The sequence below is a fragment of the Telluria sp. LT2P80 genome (assembly GCF_059685955.1).
Genome location: NZ_JCASIO010000006.1, coordinates 66779 through 85237 on the forward strand (window position 1 = coordinate 66779; position 18459 = coordinate 85237).

The window sequence follows — 18459 nt, forward strand, 5'->3', positions numbered from 1 at the left end:
TGCACGGGTGATCAGAACAACTCGTTCCGCACCGCGTCGCGTTCCTGCTGTTGCTGCGCCGGCGGCGGCTGGCCGACGTCGAGCGCTTCGACACCGCTGCCCGGCGGCGTCTCGGCGTAGTAGTACTCGGACCCGTACTGCACCAGGCCGGCCGGCACTTCACGTTCGACCATCGGCTGGTCTTTCAGCGCCTTTTGCATGTAGCCGATCCAGATCGGCAGGGCCAGGCCGCCGCCGGTCTCGCGCGCACCCAGATTGCGCGGCTTGTCGTAGCCCATCCAGGCAATGCCCACCAGCTTCGGCTGGTAGCCGGCAAACCAGGCGTCGATCGAGTCGTTGGTGGTACCGGTCTTGCCGGCCAGGTCGGTGCGCTTCAGGGCCATCGCCTTGTTCGCGGTGCCGTGGCGGACCACGTCCTTGAGCATGCTGTCCATCAGGAAGGCGTTGCGCGCATCGATCACGCGGTTCGCTTCATCACCCGCGCGCGCCGGCCGCGCTTCGGACAGCACCTTGCCGTCGCTGTCGGTGACCTTCGAGATCAGGTACGGGCTGACGCGGTAGCCGCCGTTGGCGAACACCGCGTAGGCGCCGGCCATCTGCAGCGGATTGGTCGCGCCGGCGCCCAGTGCCAGCGTCAGGTACGCCGGATTCCGTTCCGGGTCAAAACCGAAACGGGCCGCGTATTCCTGGCCATAGCGCGCGCCGATCTTGTTCAGGATGCGGATCGAGATCATGTTCTTCGACTGCTGCAGACCGCGGCGCATCGTCATCGGGCCATCGTACTTGCTGTCGTAGTTCTTCGGTTCCCACGCCTGGCCGCCCGTCTGGCCGGCATCGAAACTGATCGGCGCATCGTTGATGATGGTGGCTGGCGACAGCCCGCGCTCGAGCGAGGCCGAATAGATGAACGGCTTGAACGACGAACCGGGCTGGCGCCACGCTTGCGTCACGTGGTTGAACTTGTTGCGGTTGAAGTCGAAGCCGCCCACCAGCGCACGGATCGCGCCGTCTTCGGTATTGGCCGCCACAAAGGCCGATTCCACTTCGGGCATCTGCGTGATCAGCCACTTCGATTCGTCATCCTGCATCACGCGGATCACGGCGCCGCGGCGCACGCCCCGGTTCGGCGCGGCCTTGTCCGACAGCCAGGCTTTGGCAAACGCCAGGCCCGGGCCCGACAGCGTGATCGTCTCGCCCGATGCGATCGCTGCCTGGACCTGCGTGCTCGATGCCTGCAGCACGACGGCCGCGATGATGTTGTCGCTGTCCGGATGCTCGGCCAGTTCGGCTTCGATCGCTTCGTCGGCCGCCGCTTTACCCGATGGCAGGTCGATGAACGATTCCGGGCCACGATAGGCACGGCGGCGTTCATAGTCCATCACGCCCCGGCGCAGCGCCAGGTAGGCAGCGTCCTGGTCAGCCTTGGTAATGGTGGTAAATACGTTCAGGCCGCGCGTGTAGGTGTCTTCCTTGAACTGTTCATAGACCAGCTGGCGCGCCATTTCAGCCACGTACTCGGCGTGCACGCCGAAGGCGGCGCTGTCGGTCTTGATCTTGAGTGGCTCGACCTTGGCCTGGGCGAACTGCGCGTCGCTGATATAGCCCAGCTGGTGCATGCGCACCAGGATGTACTGCTGGCGCGTCTTGGCGCGGGTCGGATTGACCACGGGGTTATAGGCCGATGGCGCTTTCGGCAGGCCGGCCAGCATGGCCGCTTCGGCCACGGTGATGTCGCGCAGGTCCTTGCCGAAATAGATCTGGGCCGCCGACTGAAAGCCGAAGGCGCGCTGGCCCAGGTAGATCTGGTTCATGTACAGCTCGAGAATCTGGTCCTTGGACAGGTTCTTCTCGATCTTCCAGGCCAGCATCGCTTCATATGCCTTGCGCTTGAAGGTCTGCTCCGACGACAGGAAGAAGTTGCGCGCTACTTGCTGGGTGATGGTGGATGCGCCCTGGCGCGCGCCGCCGGTGGCGTTGCGGAAGGCCGCGCGCATGATGCCCAGGTAATCGATGCCGCTGTGTTCATAGAAGCGGTCGTCTTCGATCGACAGCACGGCCTTCTTCATGACATCGGGGATGTCCTTGAAATGAACCAGCGTGCGGCGCTCTTCGCCGAATTCGCCGATCAGGACGTTATCGGCCGTAAAGATCCGCAGTGGCATCTTGGGCCGGTAATCGGTGATCGTGTCCAGCGCCGGCAGGTTCGGGTACGCCATGGCCAGAGCGAACACGAGCACGAGTACGCCAATCGCACCCAGACCGAACAGGCTGGCGAATGCGATGAGGATCAGGCGCTTGGGGCTGAACTTCGAGGAGGAAGAAGGTGCTGCCTGTTTCTCTTTCATGCTGACTTTCGCTTTGTTGATCCGCCTCATTATAAGACAGCAGTTTGGCACCCGATACTGGCCCGAGCTTAATCGAACCACAGAACAATATTTAGCTGGCAACGAATCGGCAAAGTGTGGTGCGCATGCCCCGCATTCTGATGTTCCCGAGTAGAAATATCTTGTCCCGCATCATCCTTTATTGCTACGATCCGAGACGGTGCTTTCACGTAAGTATCGGATTTTTATAAGAAAATAACAGGTGTTTGGTTAACGACAACGACCGTTGCAAGGGCGTCTACAGCCAGATTCTGCCCCAATCGGTGTCAAGGAGTGTTTGGTGATCAATCTGGGTTCCTTGTTTGGAAAGTCGAGTCCGCCAATGATCGGGCTCGATATCAGCACGTCCGGCGTTCGTCTGGTCGAGCTGGCCGACGCCGGCAAGGGACTCGTGCGTCTCGAGCGCTATGCGACCGAATCGCTGCCGCGCGGCGCCGTGGTCGATGGCAATATCGAAAACATGGACCAGGTGGCCGACGCCGTGCGCCGGGTCTGGAAAAAGAGCGGCACGCGCGCCAAACACGTCGCGCTGGGCATGCCGCCGGCTGCCGTGATCACCAAGAAAATCATCCTGCCGGCCGGTTTGTCGGAAGACCAGCTCGAAGTGCAGGTCGAATCCGAAGCCAGCCAGTACATCCCGTTTGCCCTCGATGAAGTCAGCCTCGATTTCGACGTGATCGGCCCGGCGCCCAATTCAGCGGACGACATGGAAGTGATGCTGGCCGCTGCCCGCCGCGAAAAAGTCGAGGACCGCATCGCCATCGCCGAAGGCGCCGGCCTGCTCGCGACCGTGATGGACATCGAATCCTACGCCGCGCGCAGTGCCCTGGAAAACGCCGCCGGCCTGATGCGCGACCAGATCGTGGCGCTGTTTCAGATCGGCGCCCAAGCCACCCACGTGTCGGTGCTGTTCAATGGCGAAGCGGTCTACGAGCGCGAGCAGCCGTTCGGCGGCAACACGCTCACGCAAGACATCGTGCGCGCCTATGGCATGGCGTTCGAGGAAGCCGAAACGCGCAAGAAGGCGGGCGACCTGCCGGAAAACTACCGCGCCGACCTGCTCGCGCCATTTCTGGAGAACGCGGCGCTGGAAGTCACGCGTGCGATCCAGTTCTTCTACACCTCGACGCCGTACACGCGCATCGACCGTATCTACCTGGCTGGCGGCTGCGCGCTGCTGCCGGGGATCATGGACATCGTGGCTGGCCGCACCCGCATTGCCACCAGCCTGGCGTCGCCGTTCGACAATATGGCGTTCGGCCCCGGCGTGCGTGAACACCAGCTGCGCCAGGAAGCGCCGGCCTACCTGGTCGCCTGCGGCCTGGCGTTGCGGAGGTTCGGCTGATGATCCGCATTAACCTGTTGCCTCACCGCGAGGCAAAACGCAAGCAGAAGCAATCGGCGTTCGTGGCGCTGATGGCGCTTGGCGGCCTGGTCGGCGCCGGCATCGTGCTGCTGGTGGGCGGCTACAACGCCAGCCAGATTTCGGTCCAGAACGAGCGCAACGAGGTGCTCAAGCAGGCCAGCGCCGATCTCGACAAGAAAATCGGCGAAATCACCACGCTGAAGGAAGAAATCGCCGCGCTGCAAGCACGCCAGCAGGCGGTCGAAGACTTGCAGGGCGACCGCAACCAGCCGGTCTACCTGCTCGACGAACTGGTGCGCCAGACGCCCGACGGCGTGCACCTCAAGACCGTCAAGCAGGATGGCCAGCGCGTTATCCTGACCGGCGCCGCCCAGTCGCAGGAGCGCGTCGCCGAATTGCTGCGCAACCTGTCGAGCCAGTCGGCATGGCTGGAAAAACCCGACCTGACCGAAGTGCGCGCCGCGACCATCACCCAGAGCAAGAGCGCGCGCAAGGTGGTCGAATTCACGCTGGCCGTGTCGATCAAGCGCGCCCGCAACAGCGATGCGCTTGACGACGGCGCCGCGACCAAGCCTGGCGCGCCGGGGAAATCATGAACATCGATATCAAGGCGCTGTTCGCCCAGTTCGCGGCGCAATTCGAAGACCTTCAAGGCCGTCAGCCTGGCCAGTGGCCGCTCGCGCCGCGCCTGTTGTGCGCGGCAGGCGTGGTGGCGCTGGTGGTCGGCCTGGGCTACTATTTCTACTGGAGCGACCAGTTCGCCCAGCAGGAAACGCTCGCGCAGGAAGAAGTGCGGCTGCGCGGCGAGTACGAAACCAAGATGGCGCAGGCGATCAACCTCGAGGCGCTCAAGGCGCAGAAGGCGCAGGTCGACCAGTACGTGGTGCGCCTGGAGAAGCAGTTGCCGAGCAAGTCGGAAATGGCCGCGCTGCTGTCGGACATCAACCAGGCTGGCGTGGGCCGCGGCCTGCAGTTCGAGCTGTTCAAGCCGGGCCAGGAAGTGGTGCGCGACTACTACGCCGAGCTGCCGATCAGCATCAAGGTGAGCGGGCAATACCACGACATGGGCGCGTTTGCCGCCGACATGGCGAACCTGCCGCGCATCGTCACGCTCAACAACCTGTCGCTGGCGAGCGTCAAGGAAGGCAACCTCGAGATGGAGGCGATCGCCAAGACCTTCCGCTATCTCGACCAGGAAGAACTGATCGCCCAACGCGCCGCGCGCGCGGCCGAGAAGAAAGCCGCCAAAGGCAAAGGCAAGGGTAAAGGCAAAGGCAAGTGATGATACGAGCTCACGTGATTGCGCTGCTCGCCACGGCGGCCTTGCTGGCCGGTTGCGGCGATGGCGGCGTCGGTGAAACCCGCGCCTGGATGAAACAGGTCGAGGGCCGCACCGTCTCGAAGGTCAAGCCGCTGCCGGAGCCAAAGACGTTCCAGCCGCATGGCTACGTGCCGGGCGAAGCGCTCGACCCGTTCGATCAGACCAAGCTGCTGGGTGAACTGGCGCGCATGGCGCAGTCCAGCCCCAACGCCAACCAGCCTGACCTGAACCGCCCGAAAGAGCCGCTCGAGCACTTCCCGCTCGACACGATGCGGATGGTCGGCACGATGAAAAAAGGCGGCGTGAGCTACGCGCTGGTGCAGATCGACCGGGCGCTGTACCGCGTCCGGCCCGGCCAGCGGATGGGACAGAACTATGGCCGCGTCACCCGCGTGAGTGACGAGGCGATCGAAATCAGGGAATCGGTGCAGGACGCCACCGGCGATTGGGTGGAACGACTAGCCAACATCGAGCTGCAGCACAACCAGGAGAGCAGTAAATGACCCCCAATGTCCAGATTCGCTTCGCCATGCCGGCCTGGCTGGCGCGCGCTGCTACCGCACTCGTGCTGTTGACGTGCGCCGGCGCCGCCCTGGCCCAGGGCAATGCGATCGAATCGATCACGGCCAACCAGCAAGGCAGCAACGTGGTCATCAACGTGACCATGCGCGATGCGCCAAGCCGCGCGCCGATCGGTTTTGCGATCACCAACCCGGCGCGCATCGCGCTCGACTTCGGCGCGACCGCGAACGCCACCGGCAAGAACATGCAAGAGCTGAACCTCGGCGACGTGCGCAGCCTGAACCTGGTGCAGGCCGGCGAGCGCACCCGCATGGTGGTCAACCTGGCGCGCGCGCTGAACTACGCGACCGCCATCGACGGCAAGTCGATCATCGTGACCGTCGAAGGCACGGGCGGCGTGGCGCGCGCGGTCAACGCCAGCGGCCTGCCGGTCGCCACCAGCGCCGCACTAGTTGCTGCGGCGCCCGCAGCGCGGCCGCAACTGCGCGACCTCGATTTCAAGCGCGGCGCCAACGGCGCTGGTCGCGTCGTGGTCGACCTGCCAAACAACCAGGTCGCCGTCGATGTGCGCCAGACCGGCACCGGCGTGACGGTCGACTTCATCGGCGCGCGCCTGCCCGAATCGCTGCGCCGTCGCCTGGACGTGACCGACTTCGGCACGCCGGTCACGCGCGTGGCCACCAGCGCCCAGGGCGACAACGTGCGCATGACGATCGAGGCGCAGGGCGCCTGGGAGCAGTCGGTGTTCCAGAGCGACTCGCAGCTGGTGGTCGAAGTGCGCCCGGTCGTGGAAGACCCGAACCGCAACAGCCCCGGCTCGAGCAACAACCCGCAGGGCTACCGCGGCGAAAAACTCTCGTTCGATTTCCAGAACGTCGAAGTGCGCGCCGCGCTGCAGGCCGTGGCCGACATCTCGGGCCTGAACATCATCGCCAGCGATTCGGTGGCGGGCTTTCTGACGCTGCGCCTGAAGGACGTGCCATGGGACCAGGCACTGGACGTGATCCTGACCGCCAAGGGCCTGGACATGCGCAAGAACGGCACCGTGCTGTGGATCGCGCCGAAGGAAGAACTGCTGACCAAGGAAAAGCTCGAACTCGAGCAGCGCGCCCAGATCGCCGAACTGGAGCCGCTGCGCTCCGAGATCTTCCAGCTCAATTACCAGAAAGCCGAATCGTTCCGTAATGTGTTCGGCCTGGACCAGAATGGCGTCGGCGCCGGCGCTGCCGGCGATGCGGGCCGCAACCGCGTGCTGTCCCGGCGCGGCAGCGCGATCATCGATCCGCGCACCAATCAGCTGTTCGTGACCGATATCGCAGCGAAGATCGAAGACATCCGCAAGCTGATCCAGAAAACCGACGTCGCCTCGAAGCAGGTCCTGATCGAAGCGCGCCTGGTGGAAGCCAATGACGGCTTCTCGCGCAACCTCGGCGCCAAGCTGGGCTTTGCCGACATGCGCACGATGCGCGGCGGCGATTCGGGCTGGCAGGTCAATGGCAACGAACGCATCGCCATCGGCGGCAACCTGGTCGGCGTGGGCCAGACCACCGGCCAGGTGGCCAACAGCGCCGACAGCTTCAACAACACGACGATGGTCAACCTGCCGGCGGCCGGCATCGGCGGCATTCCGGCGTCGTCGCTGGCGTTCTCGCTGTTCTCGTCGGCGGCCAACCGCTTCCTGAACCTGGAACTGTCGGCGCTGGAAGCGGACGGCAAGGGCAAGATCATCTCGAGCCCGCGCGTGGTCACCGAAGACAAGCAGGTCGCACTGATCGAGCAGGGCGTCGAGCTGCCTTACGAAAACAGCACCAGCAGCGGCGCCACCGCTATCGAATTCAAGAAGGCCAATCTGCGCCTGGAAGTCACGCCGCAGATCACGCCGGACGGCAACGTGGTGCTGGAAGTGGACGTGAGCAAGGATTCGAAGGGCGAAGACACCCGCGCGGGCTTTGCCATCAATACCCAGCACGTCAAGACCAAGGTGATGGTCGAAAACGGCGGCACCGTGGTACTGGGCGGAATTTACCAGCAGACCGAGCGCACCAACGAGAGCAAGGTGCCGTTCCTGGGCGACGTGCCGCTGCTGGGCTATCTGTTCAAGACCACCGCACGCGAAAGCAGCAAGACCGAACTGCTGGTCTTCATTACCCCGAAGATCGTGAACGACAACGTGGCGGGCGCACGCTGATTCTTGTTTGATCAATGACCGATAACAACAACGAACCGATATGAAAAATCAGAAAATCACCTACGGCAGTCTGGCACTGCTCCTGGCTGCAGCCCTCAGTGCGTGCGGCGGCGGCGGCGGCAGCCCGGGCACCGTTGGCGGCGGCACCGCGCCGACCACACCGACTACACCGACCACGCCTGCCAGCCCGACCGTCGGTGTCAGCCTCGTCAATGCCAGTGGTCAGGCCAGCAATGCCTTGAGCGGCGCCACGCCATTGACGGTGCGCGCTGTGGTGCGCGATGCGGCCAACCAGCCGGTGCCGAATGCGCTGGTGACGTTTACTACCGATGCCGACCTGGCCGTATTTGCGCCGGGCGCGGGCACTGCACTGGCCGATGCGAGTGGCACGGCCACCATCACGCTGCGCAGCGCCAGCCTGGCTGCCGGTGGCGCCGGTCGCGTGACTGCGAGCGCGAGCGTGGCCGGTGTTACCGTAACGGGTGATGCCGCGTACTCGGTCAACGCCACTTCGCTGGCGTTCAGCGCCCTGACCCTGGCCCCGACCAGCATCGATGCCTATGGTTCGACGGTGATCTCGGTCGATCTGCTGGCCAATGGCGTCAAGTACACCAGCCAGCAGGTCAATGTCCGCTTCAGCTCGGCGTGCGTCACATCCGGCAAGGCGACCTTGGCGGCGACCGTCGCCACCAACAATGGTACTGCCCAGACCGTCTACCGCGACCAGGGTTGCGGCAATAACGACATCATTACTGCGACCGCCGACGGTGTCGCCACGGCGGCCTCGGCAGCACTGGCCATCGCGCCGCCGAGCGCTGCTTCGGTCCAGTTCGTTGAAGCGCTGCCGACCGACAAATCGATCGTGATCCGTGGCCAGGGTGGCATCAATCGCACCGAGACCGCCACGCTGCGCTTCCGCGTGTTCGACGTGTTCGATCGGCCGCTGGCCGGTCGTCGCGTCGATTTCAGCATCGTGCCAAGCGGCGCCGTGGCCCTGAACAAGGCCACCGACAGCACCGACCAGAATGGCGAAGTGATCACCACGGTCAATTCGCTGGACGTGCCGACCACCTTCCGCGTCCAGGCCGTGTTGCCAGGCACTGCGAACGCCAGCCGCCCGGATATTTCGACGACCTCCGATTCGATCGTCGTGACCACAGGCCTGCCGGTGCAGCGCGCCTTCTCGCTCAGCGTCAGCCAGGGCAATGTGGACGGCTGGTCGTTTGACAGCGGTCCGACTACCCCGGCTGCCACTGTCAATGTGCTGTTGGCCGATAACTTTGGCAATCCTGTCGCGGATGGCACGCCGATCGTGTTCCAGACCAACCTCGGCGCCATCGGGTCGTCGAGCAAAGGCGGCTGCAATACGGTCAATGGCGGCTGCTCGGTTGCTTTCCGTACCCAGAATCCCCGCGTCGCCGCGCCCGGCACGCCGGTCACGCCGTGCAATTCCGGGGCCGGTTCGACCGCCGACACCACGCGGGCTGGTGTTGCCACGATCTGCGCCAGCACGACCGACGGTCTGAACACCCAGTTTGCCAAGACCACGATCACGTTCAGCGATGAATCGGTGGCTGCTGTGTACGTCAACGGCGCCGCCAGCCCGAGCACCGTGTTCCCGATCAGCCTTGGCAATGCCAGCGCAAACGAATCGAAGGTGTTCTCGGTCCAGCTGGTTGATCGGAATGGCAACGCGCTGCCTGCTGGCACCACCATCGCAGTCAGTGGTGCAGTCAACGCGAGCAGCGTCGAAGTGGCGCCCGAAACCGTGCCGAGCATCTTTGCTGCGCCTGGCAACGGTCCACAGGGATCGAATCACCGCATCACGGTGGCTGCCACCGGTGCCAAGCCGTGTACCGCCGCCAGTGTGGCCAACTTCAGCGTGCGTGCAACCACACCGCGCGGTGCAGTCACCTCGATCCCGTTCACACTCAACTTCACCTGCCCGTAAAATTGGCGGAATGAGAGGCGGCCAGTCTATACTGGCCGTCTTTTTCATCTCAACGGGTCTGGTTGTGCCACATCCCAAGAACAACAATATCTTCCTTGTTGGCCTGATGGGGGCAGGGAAGACCACGATCGGTCGATTGCTTGCTCGCAAGCTCAATCGCCGCTTCGTCGACGCCGATCATGAGATCGAAGCGCGCACCGGCGCCACCATTCCATGGATCTTCGAGATCGAGGGCGAAGCCTGCTTTCGCCGGCGCGAAGCCGATGTGATCCGCGACCTGTCGGCGCAGCAGGGCCTGGTGCTGGCCACCGGCGGGGGCGCCGTGCTCAATCCGGTCAGCCGCGCCTTGCTGGCCGAGCGCGGCACCGTGATCTACCTGCGCGCGTCAATTGGCAGCATCCTTCAGCGCACCGCGCACGACAAGAACCGCCCGCTGCTGCAGACCGCCGACCCGCGCGGCAAACTCGAGCAACTCTGGACCGAACGCGATCCGCTGTACCGCGAGATCGCCGACCTCGTCATCGATACCGGCAGGCCTAACGTACAATCGATGGTTCAAACCATATTGGACCAGCTGGCCGCGCAGGAGAACGCCCGCGCGCGCAAGCATGCAAGGACAGCAATGAACGAACAGGCACACATCACCCTCAACGTCGAACTTGGCGAGCGCAGCTACCCGATCGAGATCGGCGCCGGCCTGCTGGACGACGCCGCGCTGCTGGCGCGCCACATCGGCGGCCACAAGGTCGCGATCGTCACCAACACCACGGTTGCCCCACTGTACCTCGACAAGGTCGCGGGCCACCTGCGCGCGGCGGGCCGCGACGTGCTCGAGATTATTTTGCCGGACGGCGAAGAGCACAAGAACTGGCAGTCGCTGAACCTCGTCTACGACGCGCTGCTGCAGAACAAATGCGACCGCAAGACCACGCTGGTGGCGCTGGGCGGCGGTGTGATCGGCGACCTGACCGGCTTTGCCGCATCGAGCTACATGCGCGGCGTGCCGTTCGTACAGATCCCGACCACGCTCCTGGCGCAGGTTGATTCATCGGTGGGCGGCAAGACCGGCATCAATCACCCGCTCGGCAAGAACATGATCGGCGCGTTCTATCAGCCGCGCGCCGTGATTGCCGACACCGCCACGCTCGACACGCTGCCGGCGCGCGAGCTGTCGGCGGGCCTGGCCGAAGTGATCAAGCATGGCGCGATCCTCGACGCCGATTTCTTCGACTGGATCGAAGCGAACATCGAGCCACTGATCGCGCGCGATCGCCAGGCCATCGGTTACGCGATCGCCCGCTCGTGCGAAATCAAATCCGACGTCGTGCGCAAGGACGAGCGCGAAGGCGGCCTGCGCGCGGTGCTCAACTTCGGCCATACCTTCGGCCACGCGATCGAGAATGGCCTCGGCTACGGCGCCTGGCTGCACGGCGAAGCCGTCGGCTGCGGCATGGTGATGGCGGCCGACATGTCGGCGCGCCTGGGCCTGATCGAGCCGGCCGCCGTGGAGCGCGTGCGCGCGCTGGTGCGCGCTGCCGGCCTGCCGGCCGTGGCGCCGGATCTCGGTGAAGCGCGCTGGATCGAGCTGATGGAAGTCGACAAGAAGAACGAGGGCGGCGAAATCCGCTTCATTCTGCTCAAACCGCTGGGCAGCCCGTCGATCACGACCGCGCCGCTGGACGTGCTGCGCTCGACGCTTGCGGCCTGCAGCGCATGAGCAGCCTGATGCGCGACTTCGACGCGGGCCTGGCCCCGTACGCGGCGCATTCGGCCCAGTCGCGCGGGCGCACGCACGCCGAGCCGGGCCCCGGTTCGCGCAGCGAGTACCAGCGCGATCGCGACCGCATCATCCACTCGACCGCGTTTCGCCGCCTTGAGTACAAGACGCAGGTCTTTATCAACCACGAAGGCGACCTGTTTCGCACGCGCCTGACCCACAGCATCGAAGTGGCCCAGATCGGCCGCACGCTGGCGCGCAGCCTGCGCCTGAACGAAGACCTGGTCGAGGCCACGGCGCTGGCGCACGATCTTGGCCACACGCCGTTCGGCCATGTGGGCCAGGATGTGCTCAACGAATGCATGAAGGACTTTGGCGGTTTCGAGCACAACCTGCAAAGCCTGCGCGTGGTCGACCATCTCGAAGAACACTACGGCGCCTTCGATGGCCTGAACCTGACGTTCGAGACGCGCGAGGGCATCCTCAAGCACTGCTCGCTGAACAACGCGCGCCAGCTGGGCGACCTGGGCCAGCGCTTCATCGAGCGCAGCCAGCCCAGCCTCGAAGCGCAACTGACCAACCTGGCCGACGAGATCGCGTACAACAACCACGATATCGACGACGGCCTGCGTTCGGGTCTGCTCACGATGGCGCAGATGGAAGAAGTCGAACTGTTCGCGCGCCTGCATCGCGAGGTCGAGGCGCGCTATCCGGGCTTGCCCGGCCGGCGCGCCCTGTACGAGACGATCCGCCTGATGATCACGGCGATGACGGCCGACCTGGTCGACACGTCAGCGCGCCTGATTGCCGAGGCAGCGCCAGCGACCATCGACGACGTGCGCGCCGCGCCGCCGCTGATCCGCTTCTCGGACGCGATGCGCGCCGAGACCGTGGCGCTGAAACGCTTCTTGTACGCGAACCTGTACCGCCATTTCCAGGTCAACCGCATGCGCGTGAAGGCCAGCCGCATCGTGCGCGAGCTGTTCGAGGCGTTCCTTGCTGATCCCGTGCTGCTGCCGGGCGACTACCAGGTGCAGGGCGATCCGCACAAGCAGGCGCGCAAGATTGCCGATTACATTGCGGGCATGACCGATCGCTATGCGATCCGTGAGCACCGGCGCATTTTCTCGCTCGATCACTTCTAGGGCTGCGCGGCGCCGATGATCAATCGAACAGATTCGGCGTCGCCAGATCCAGCAACAACTTCTTGACCGGCGCTGGCAACGGCGCATCACCAATCGCGTCGAGCTTCCACCACACATGCCCGGCGCCATGCTGGCCACGCGCAGCCAGCGTCACGGCGAACGGCGCGATGTGCAGCTTGTAGTGCGTAAACCCGTGCATTAACGGCGTGAGCGCGCGCACTTCGTCAATCGTGCCGAAGGCGCTGCTGGCCGCGGCGATGTCCGCCGTGCAGACGGGATCGGCATCACCATCCATCGCGACATGGCCGCCCACTTCCGGCAGCGACAAGAGGCCGCCCCAGATGCCCGTTTGCGGGCGCTGTTCGAGCAGCACTTCACCGCGGTCGATCAGCACCAGCATCGCAGTGCGTTTTTCGGGCGTCGTCTTCTTCGGTTTGCGCACCGGCAGTTCGGCCGTGCGGCCGGTGGCGAAGGCCACACAGCGCGCCTGCAGCGGGCAGCGGCCGCAGTCGGGGCGCGAGCGCGTGCACAGCGTGGCGCCCAGGTCCATCAGGCCCTGCGTGTATGACTCGATGCCGCCATCTTCCGGCAGCAGCGCTTCGGCGCGGCGCCACAGCGCGTCCTCGACCGGCTTGATGCCGGGGTAGGCATCGATCCCGAACACGCGGGCGAAGACGCGCTTGACGTTGCCATCCATGATCGCGGCGCGCACGCCGCCCGAGAAGGCGGCGATGGCGGCGGCAGTCGAGCGGCCAATGCCGGGCAGGTCGGCCAGCAGCGCCGGGTCGCTCGGGAACACGCCGTCGTAGTCCGCCACGACGCGCTTGGCGCAGGCGTGCAGATTGCGCGCGCGGGTGTAGTAACCCAGGCCACTCCAGTGGGCCATGACGTCTTCCGCCGGGGCTTCGGCCAGCGCGTGCACGGTCGGGAAGCGTTCCAGGAAGCGCGCGTAGTAACCCAGCACCGCGGCGACCTGCGTCTGCTGCAGCATGATTTCGGAGAGCCACACGCGATACGCGTCGGTGGTGTTTTGCCATGGCAGGGTGTGGCGGCCATGGCTGCGCTGCCAGTCGATCACGGCCCGGGAAAAGGTCGGATCGGCCAGCTGGTCGAACTCGGTCAGTCGCTTCATGCAGTCGTGTAGTGGGCGTCGGCGCTGGTGGCCGTCGCGGAGTTGGGTAGGTTGTCGGACAAGGTGGCGGTCACGCCGGCGGCCAGCGAACCAAGGCGCGTGCGGGTGACATCGAGTTCGGCCTGGCCGCTCTCGAAGGCGCCGATTTTCTGTTCCAGGCTGTCGCTCGCTTCGTGGATGCGTTTTACCGTTGCCTGACGCTGGCGCAGGTTGTCGCGGTGCTGGCGGATCTGCGCTTCGAGCGGCGCGTTGGCCACTTTCAGCCACGCTTCGATATCGGCGTTGGCGGCGCGATACACGCGGCGCACGCGCGAAGCGATCGAATCGAAGAAGCGCTCGAGCAGCGTGGCGCGGCTGTTCATCCACAAGGTGGCGGTGCCAAACTGGCGCGAAAAGAGTTCTTCGATGGCGTCGATCTCGTCGCGGTGGCGCGCCAGCGACAGGGTCGGCGGCAGGCCCAGGCTCATGCCATGCTCGGCGGCGAACTTGCGGTGCATGGCGTCCATCATCGACGTGATTTCGGTGAGCTTGGCGTCGGCGTCGGCCAGGCCGGCGCGGGCGCCGTCGAAGTAGTTGCGCACCGGTGCGCGCATGCCGGTAGCAAAGCGCACTGCGCTCATCGCCACGCGCACGGTCTCGGTCCGGTCCTGCAGCACGTCCATGCCCAGCAGCGTGTACAGCTCGGTCGACAGGCGCGTGAACACGGCGCGCGTGCCCTGCAGCTTGAACAGGCCGGCATCGAATTCCTTCTTCTCGGCCTCGACCCGGCGCACCATGTGCGCGATCACGCCCTGGTTCTTGCCGCGCAGGCTGCGCAGTTCCTGCAACTGCTCGACCAGCTCGCGCAGGCGCGTGGCCACCAGCATCTGCTGGCTGGCCACCAGCGCATCGAGATCGGCGCGCAGCTGGCGCTGGACGATCGCGCGTCGCGCCGGAATCAGTTCATGGAACAGCGCTGCTTCGAGCGCGCCCAGGCGGCTGCGCTCGAACAGGGCCATGTCGCCGCCGATACGACCGACCAGCGCCTTGTGTGCCGACACCGGATACACCTGGCTGGCAGACAGGCCCAGCTGGCGCGCCACGTCGTGCTGCTGGCGCGCGATGTCGGCGTCCACCGCCTCTAGCGACTTGAGCTCGTCCCACATGGCGTCGATCTTGTTGAGCACAGCCAGACGCCCTGGGCCGGCGCCGATATGCGTGCGCCAGACCTCGATGTCGCTCCTGGTCACGCCCGTTTCGGCGGCCAGCACGAACAGCACCGCATGCGCGTTCGGGATCAGGTTCAGCGTCAGTTCCGGCTCGGTGCCGATGGCGTTCAGGCCCGGCGTATCGAGAATCACCAGGCCTTGCTTGAGCAGCGGGTGCGGCAGGTTGATGATCGCGTGACGCCAGCGCGGGATTTCGATCGTGCCATCCGGGTCGAGAGTGGCCGCCAGGTCGGGATCGTCGGCATCGTACAGGCCGTAGCGCTGCGCTTCGACGGTCGAGACGCGCCGGGTCTGGCTGACCTGGCGCAGCGTGTCGTGCATGGCCGCCGGCGAATCGAGATCGAGCGGAAACAAGGTCCAGGCGGCAGGATCGTCGCGGTAGTCGCCGGTGGACAGGTGGCCGGCGCGGGTGTCGATCGGCAGCAGGCGCAGGCAGGGCGGCAGGCTCGCATCCCACAGCAGTTCGGTCGGGCACATGGTGGTGCGGCCGGCGCTGGATGGCAGGATGCGCTGGCCGTAGTCGGCGAAGAACAGTGCGTTGATCAGCTCGGTTTTACCGCGCGAGAATTCAGCCACGAAGGCGACCGACAGGCGGTCGTCACGCAGACGCCCCAGCGCGCGCGCCAGCAACTGCTCGCCGGCCGCATCGATCAGCCCGGCGTCGCGCAGTGCGCTGCCGTAGCCGGTGAGGGAGGCGGCGACCCGGGCGCGCCAGGCGCCGTACTGTTGTAAATCCTGCATCGTGTTTGCTCGTAGGGATGACTAGCGCTGGCACTGGGCGCAGTAGAACGTCGAACGTTGCCCTTGCTTGATCTGGCGTACCGGCAGCGCGCATTGGCGACAGGGCACGCCAGCACGATCATAGACGAAATATGTCTGCTGGAAATATCCAGATTGGCCATTTACGGCAATAAAGTCACGCAGCGTGCTGCCGCCCTGGACGATCGCTTCAGCCAGGATGACGCGGATCGCTTCGGCCAGCCGGTCGTAGCGCGCACGGCTGATGCGCGAGGCCGCCGTCTTCGGGTTGATGCCGGCGCGGAACAGGCTTTCGCACGCGTAGATATTGCCCACGCCAACAACGATGTCGCCAGCCAGCAGCACCTGCTTGATCGGGGCGCTGCGGCGGCGGGTTTCGCGAAACAGCAGGGCGCCGTCGAAACCCTCGTCGAGCGGCTCCACACCCAGGCCGCGCAGCAGCACATACTCGGCCAGCGGCCCGTCTTCGTTGGCGTGCCACAGCACGGCGCCGAAGCGGCGCGGGTCGTTCAGGCGCAGCACTTGCCGGCCCTCGGGGCCGTTCACGACCAGATCGAAGTGATCGTGCGTGCGCGGCTCGATACCCGGAGGCAGCACGCGCAGGTGACCCGACATGCCAAGGTGGATGATCAGGGTGCCGTGCTCAAAATTGATTAAAAGATATTTGCCGCGCCGGCCGATATGCAGGATGCGGCGGCCTTCCAGCAACGCGGACAGGCCGGGCGGGAAGGGCCAGCGCAACCCTTCGCGACGGCAAATGACGTGCTCGACGATGCGGCCTTCGAGATGGGGCGCGACGCCGCGCCGGGTAACTTCGACTTCTGGGAGTTCAGGCATGCCTAAGGGGATTCGTGTAGAGTCAGTTGACGGCGCAGCGCATGCGCGGCAGGTCTGCGCATGAGCGTAGAATCAAACTCACTTTGGACTTCTGGACTTGCTTTGAAAAACGCTTTCGCCATTGTAACCCTCTCCGGTCTGTTGACGGCATGTGCTGCCGCGCCGCAACAGCAATCCGTCGCTGCCGATGTCCAGGCCTCGTCCACGCCCGCCGCCGAGCCCTTGCTCGATGACGAAGCGCAGGCCGCCAGGCAAAAAGCCGAGGAAGAAGCCCGCCTGCCGAAGGTCGAAATGACCCCGGTCATGCTCGACCAGTTACTTAAGGCCGAATTTGCGTTTCGCAATGGCGACTGGCAAGGCCCGTACCTTACGGTGCTGAGCCTGGCCCAGCAGACGCGCGATCCGCGCCTGGCCCGCCGCGCTGCCGAGATGGCGGTCGCTGCCAAGCAGGCCGACGACACGCTCGCCGCGGTGCGTCTGTGGTACCGGCTCGATCCCGAGTCGGATGAAGCGACCCAGTATTTCGTCGGCATGGTGGTCACGTCCGAAAAGATCGCCGAGCTCGAGCCCGTATTCGAAGAGCGCCTGCGCGAAGCGCCGGTGGCCCGGCGCGGCATCCTGATGTTCCAGGTCCAGCAGTTGCTGGGCCGGGCCAAGGACAAGGACGCCGCGCTCGCCATGCTCGAGCGCCTGATCGAGCCGTACGACAAGATGATGGAAGCGCGCATCGTGCGCTCCCAGATCGCGCTGGTGCGCGGTGACAAGGCACTGGCGCGCACTTACGCGCAGTCGGCGCTGACCGCCAAGCCCGACGCCGAGATCGCTCTGCTGATGCTGGCGCAGGTCACCGACGACGAGGCGCAGGTGGTGGTCATGATGGAGAAATTCCTCAAGAGCTATCCAAAGGCCAACGACGTGCGCGCCGCCTATGCGCGCGTGCTGGTCAACCGCAAGGATTATCCGGCGGCGCGGCGCGAATTCGAGTCGCTGCTCAAGGTGCAGCCCGACAATGCCGCGACGCTGTACGCGCTGGGCATCCTGGCCACGCAAACGGACGATGCCCGTGGCGCTGAAACCTATTTCACCCGCTTCGTGGACGTGCTCGGCCGCAATCCGAACGACGAACGCGATCCGTCGCGCGCACTCCTGATCCTGTCGCAACTGGCCGAAGAACGGGGCGACCTGGCTGGCGCGCTGCTGTGGCTGAACAAGGTGCCTGACAACACCGACGAACAAACCCGTTTCAACGCGCAATTGCGCCGTGCGCATTTGACGAACAAGGGCGGCGACCTGACTGCTGCGCGTGCGCTGCTGGCCGAGGTCAAGCCGACCGAGCCGGCGCGCCAAGCCCAGTTGATGGCGGCCGACGCGCAACTGCTGCGTCAGGCGAATCAGCTGCCGGAAGCGTATGCGGTGATGGAAGCAGCGGCCCGGCGCTTCCCGAAGAATCCCGATCTGCTGTACGACTTCGCGCTGCTGGCCGAAAAAATGGGCAAGGTCGATGTGATGGAGGCGCAACTGCGCGAAGTAATGGCGCAGGCACCCGACAATCACCACGCCTACAATGCGCTCGGCTACTCGCTGGCCGAACGCAATGTGCGCCTGCAGGAAGCCTACGGGCTGATCGCGAAGGCGCTCGAGATGGCGCCCGACGATCCGTTCATCATGGATAGCATGGGCTGGATTCACTACCGCATGGGCAACTTGAACGAAGCCGAAAAGTTCCTGCGCCGCGCGTATGGTGTGCGCAAGGATGCTGAAATCGGTATTCACCTGGGTGAAGTGCTGTGGCAAAAGGGCGATAAGTCGGCTGCCCAGGCACTCTGGCGCGACGCCCGCGCCAAGGACCCGCAGAACGAGGCCCTGCGCGAGACGCTGGCCCGCCTTGGCCTGTCCTTGTGAAATAATCCACTTCCGTTCAATTGATTT

At 65.0% G+C, this 18459-nt stretch carries 13 protein-coding genes; 9 read left to right on the plus strand and 4 right to left on the minus strand.

Features of this window, described 5'->3' with window-relative positions:
• Window positions 1-11: 11 nt before the first annotated feature.
• Window positions 12-2345: a penicillin-binding protein 1A gene (locus AC56LW_RS16190; protein WP_499635982.1), complete on the minus strand. Its 2334-nt coding sequence runs from the start codon at window positions 2343-2345 to the stop codon at window positions 12-14.
• Between the two features lie 361 nt (window positions 2346-2706).
• Here AC56LW_RS16190 and AC56LW_RS16195 point away from each other — a divergent pair, with 361 nt between their 5' ends.
• From AC56LW_RS16195 to AC56LW_RS16230, 8 genes are all read left to right on the plus strand, one after another.
• Window positions 2707-3729, plus strand: a complete 1023-nt coding sequence (locus AC56LW_RS16195) for a pilus assembly protein PilM (RefSeq protein WP_499635985.1) — start codon at window positions 2707-2709, stop codon at window positions 3727-3729.
• On the plus strand, window positions 3729-4346 hold the full coding sequence (locus AC56LW_RS16200; RefSeq protein WP_499635988.1) for a PilN domain-containing protein: 618 nt from the start codon (window positions 3729-3731) through the stop codon (window positions 4344-4346). Before AC56LW_RS16195 ends, AC56LW_RS16200 begins: the two co-directional genes overlap by 1 nt.
• Window positions 4343-5032 carry a type IV pilus inner membrane component PilO gene (locus tag AC56LW_RS16205; protein ID WP_332530646.1) on the plus strand — a complete coding sequence of 230 codons (690 nt, stop codon included), beginning with the start codon at window positions 4343-4345 and terminating at the stop codon, window positions 5030-5032. The genes AC56LW_RS16200 and AC56LW_RS16205 overlap by 4 nt, the downstream gene beginning before the upstream one ends.
• Window positions 5032-5574, plus strand: a complete 543-nt coding sequence (locus AC56LW_RS16210; protein WP_499635991.1) for a pilus assembly protein PilP — start codon at window positions 5032-5034, stop codon at window positions 5572-5574. Before AC56LW_RS16205 ends, AC56LW_RS16210 begins: the two co-directional genes overlap by 1 nt.
• Window positions 5571-7781, plus strand: coding sequence for a type IV pilus secretin PilQ (locus AC56LW_RS16215; protein ID WP_499635994.1), 2211 nt, complete (start codon window positions 5571-5573; stop codon window positions 7779-7781). The genes AC56LW_RS16210 and AC56LW_RS16215 overlap by 4 nt, the downstream gene beginning before the upstream one ends.
• A gap of 40 nt (window positions 7782-7821) precedes the next feature.
• Complete coding sequence (locus AC56LW_RS16220) at window positions 7822-9732, plus strand: Ig-like domain-containing protein (protein ID WP_499635997.1); 1911 nt, start codon at window positions 7822-7824, stop codon at window positions 9730-9732.
• A 106-nt stretch (window positions 9733-9838) separates the two neighbouring features.
• Window positions 9839-11449: a bifunctional shikimate kinase/3-dehydroquinate synthase AroKB gene (gene aroKB, locus AC56LW_RS16225; protein WP_499636373.1), complete on the plus strand. Its 1611-nt coding sequence runs from the start codon at window positions 9839-9841 to the stop codon at window positions 11447-11449.
• On the plus strand, window positions 11446-12594 hold the full coding sequence (locus AC56LW_RS16230; protein WP_332530641.1) for a deoxyguanosinetriphosphate triphosphohydrolase: 1149 nt from the start codon (window positions 11446-11448) through the stop codon (window positions 12592-12594). Before aroKB ends, AC56LW_RS16230 begins: the two co-directional genes overlap by 4 nt.
• 19 nt (window positions 12595-12613) lie before the next feature.
• Here AC56LW_RS16230 and mutY read toward each other — a convergent pair whose 3' ends face one another.
• The 3 genes from mutY to mutM are packed head-to-tail and all read right to left on the minus strand — an operon-like array spanning window position 12614 to window position 16530.
• Window positions 12614-13726, minus strand: a complete 1113-nt coding sequence (gene mutY / locus AC56LW_RS16235; protein WP_332530640.1) for an A/G-specific adenine glycosylase — start codon at window positions 13724-13726, stop codon at window positions 12614-12616.
• Window positions 13723-15675: a dynamin family protein gene (locus AC56LW_RS16240; RefSeq protein WP_499636001.1), complete on the minus strand. Its 1953-nt coding sequence runs from the start codon at window positions 15673-15675 to the stop codon at window positions 13723-13725. Before AC56LW_RS16240 ends, mutY begins: the two co-directional genes overlap by 4 nt.
• Before the next feature lie 21 nt (window positions 15676-15696).
• The gene (gene mutM, locus AC56LW_RS16245) at window positions 15697-16530 is read right to left on the minus strand and encodes a bifunctional DNA-formamidopyrimidine glycosylase/DNA-(apurinic or apyrimidinic site) lyase (RefSeq protein WP_499636004.1); all 834 of its coding nucleotides are present in this window, start codon (window positions 16528-16530) and stop codon (window positions 15697-15699) included.
• A 60-nt stretch (window positions 16531-16590) separates the two neighbouring features.
• On the opposite strand from mutM, the gene AC56LW_RS16250 reads away from it, so the two are divergent.
• The gene (locus AC56LW_RS16250) at window positions 16591-18432 is read left to right on the plus strand and encodes a tetratricopeptide repeat protein (protein ID WP_499636007.1); all 1842 of its coding nucleotides are present in this window, start codon (window positions 16591-16593) and stop codon (window positions 18430-18432) included.
• The last annotated feature ends 27 nt before the right edge of the window (window positions 18433-18459 follow it).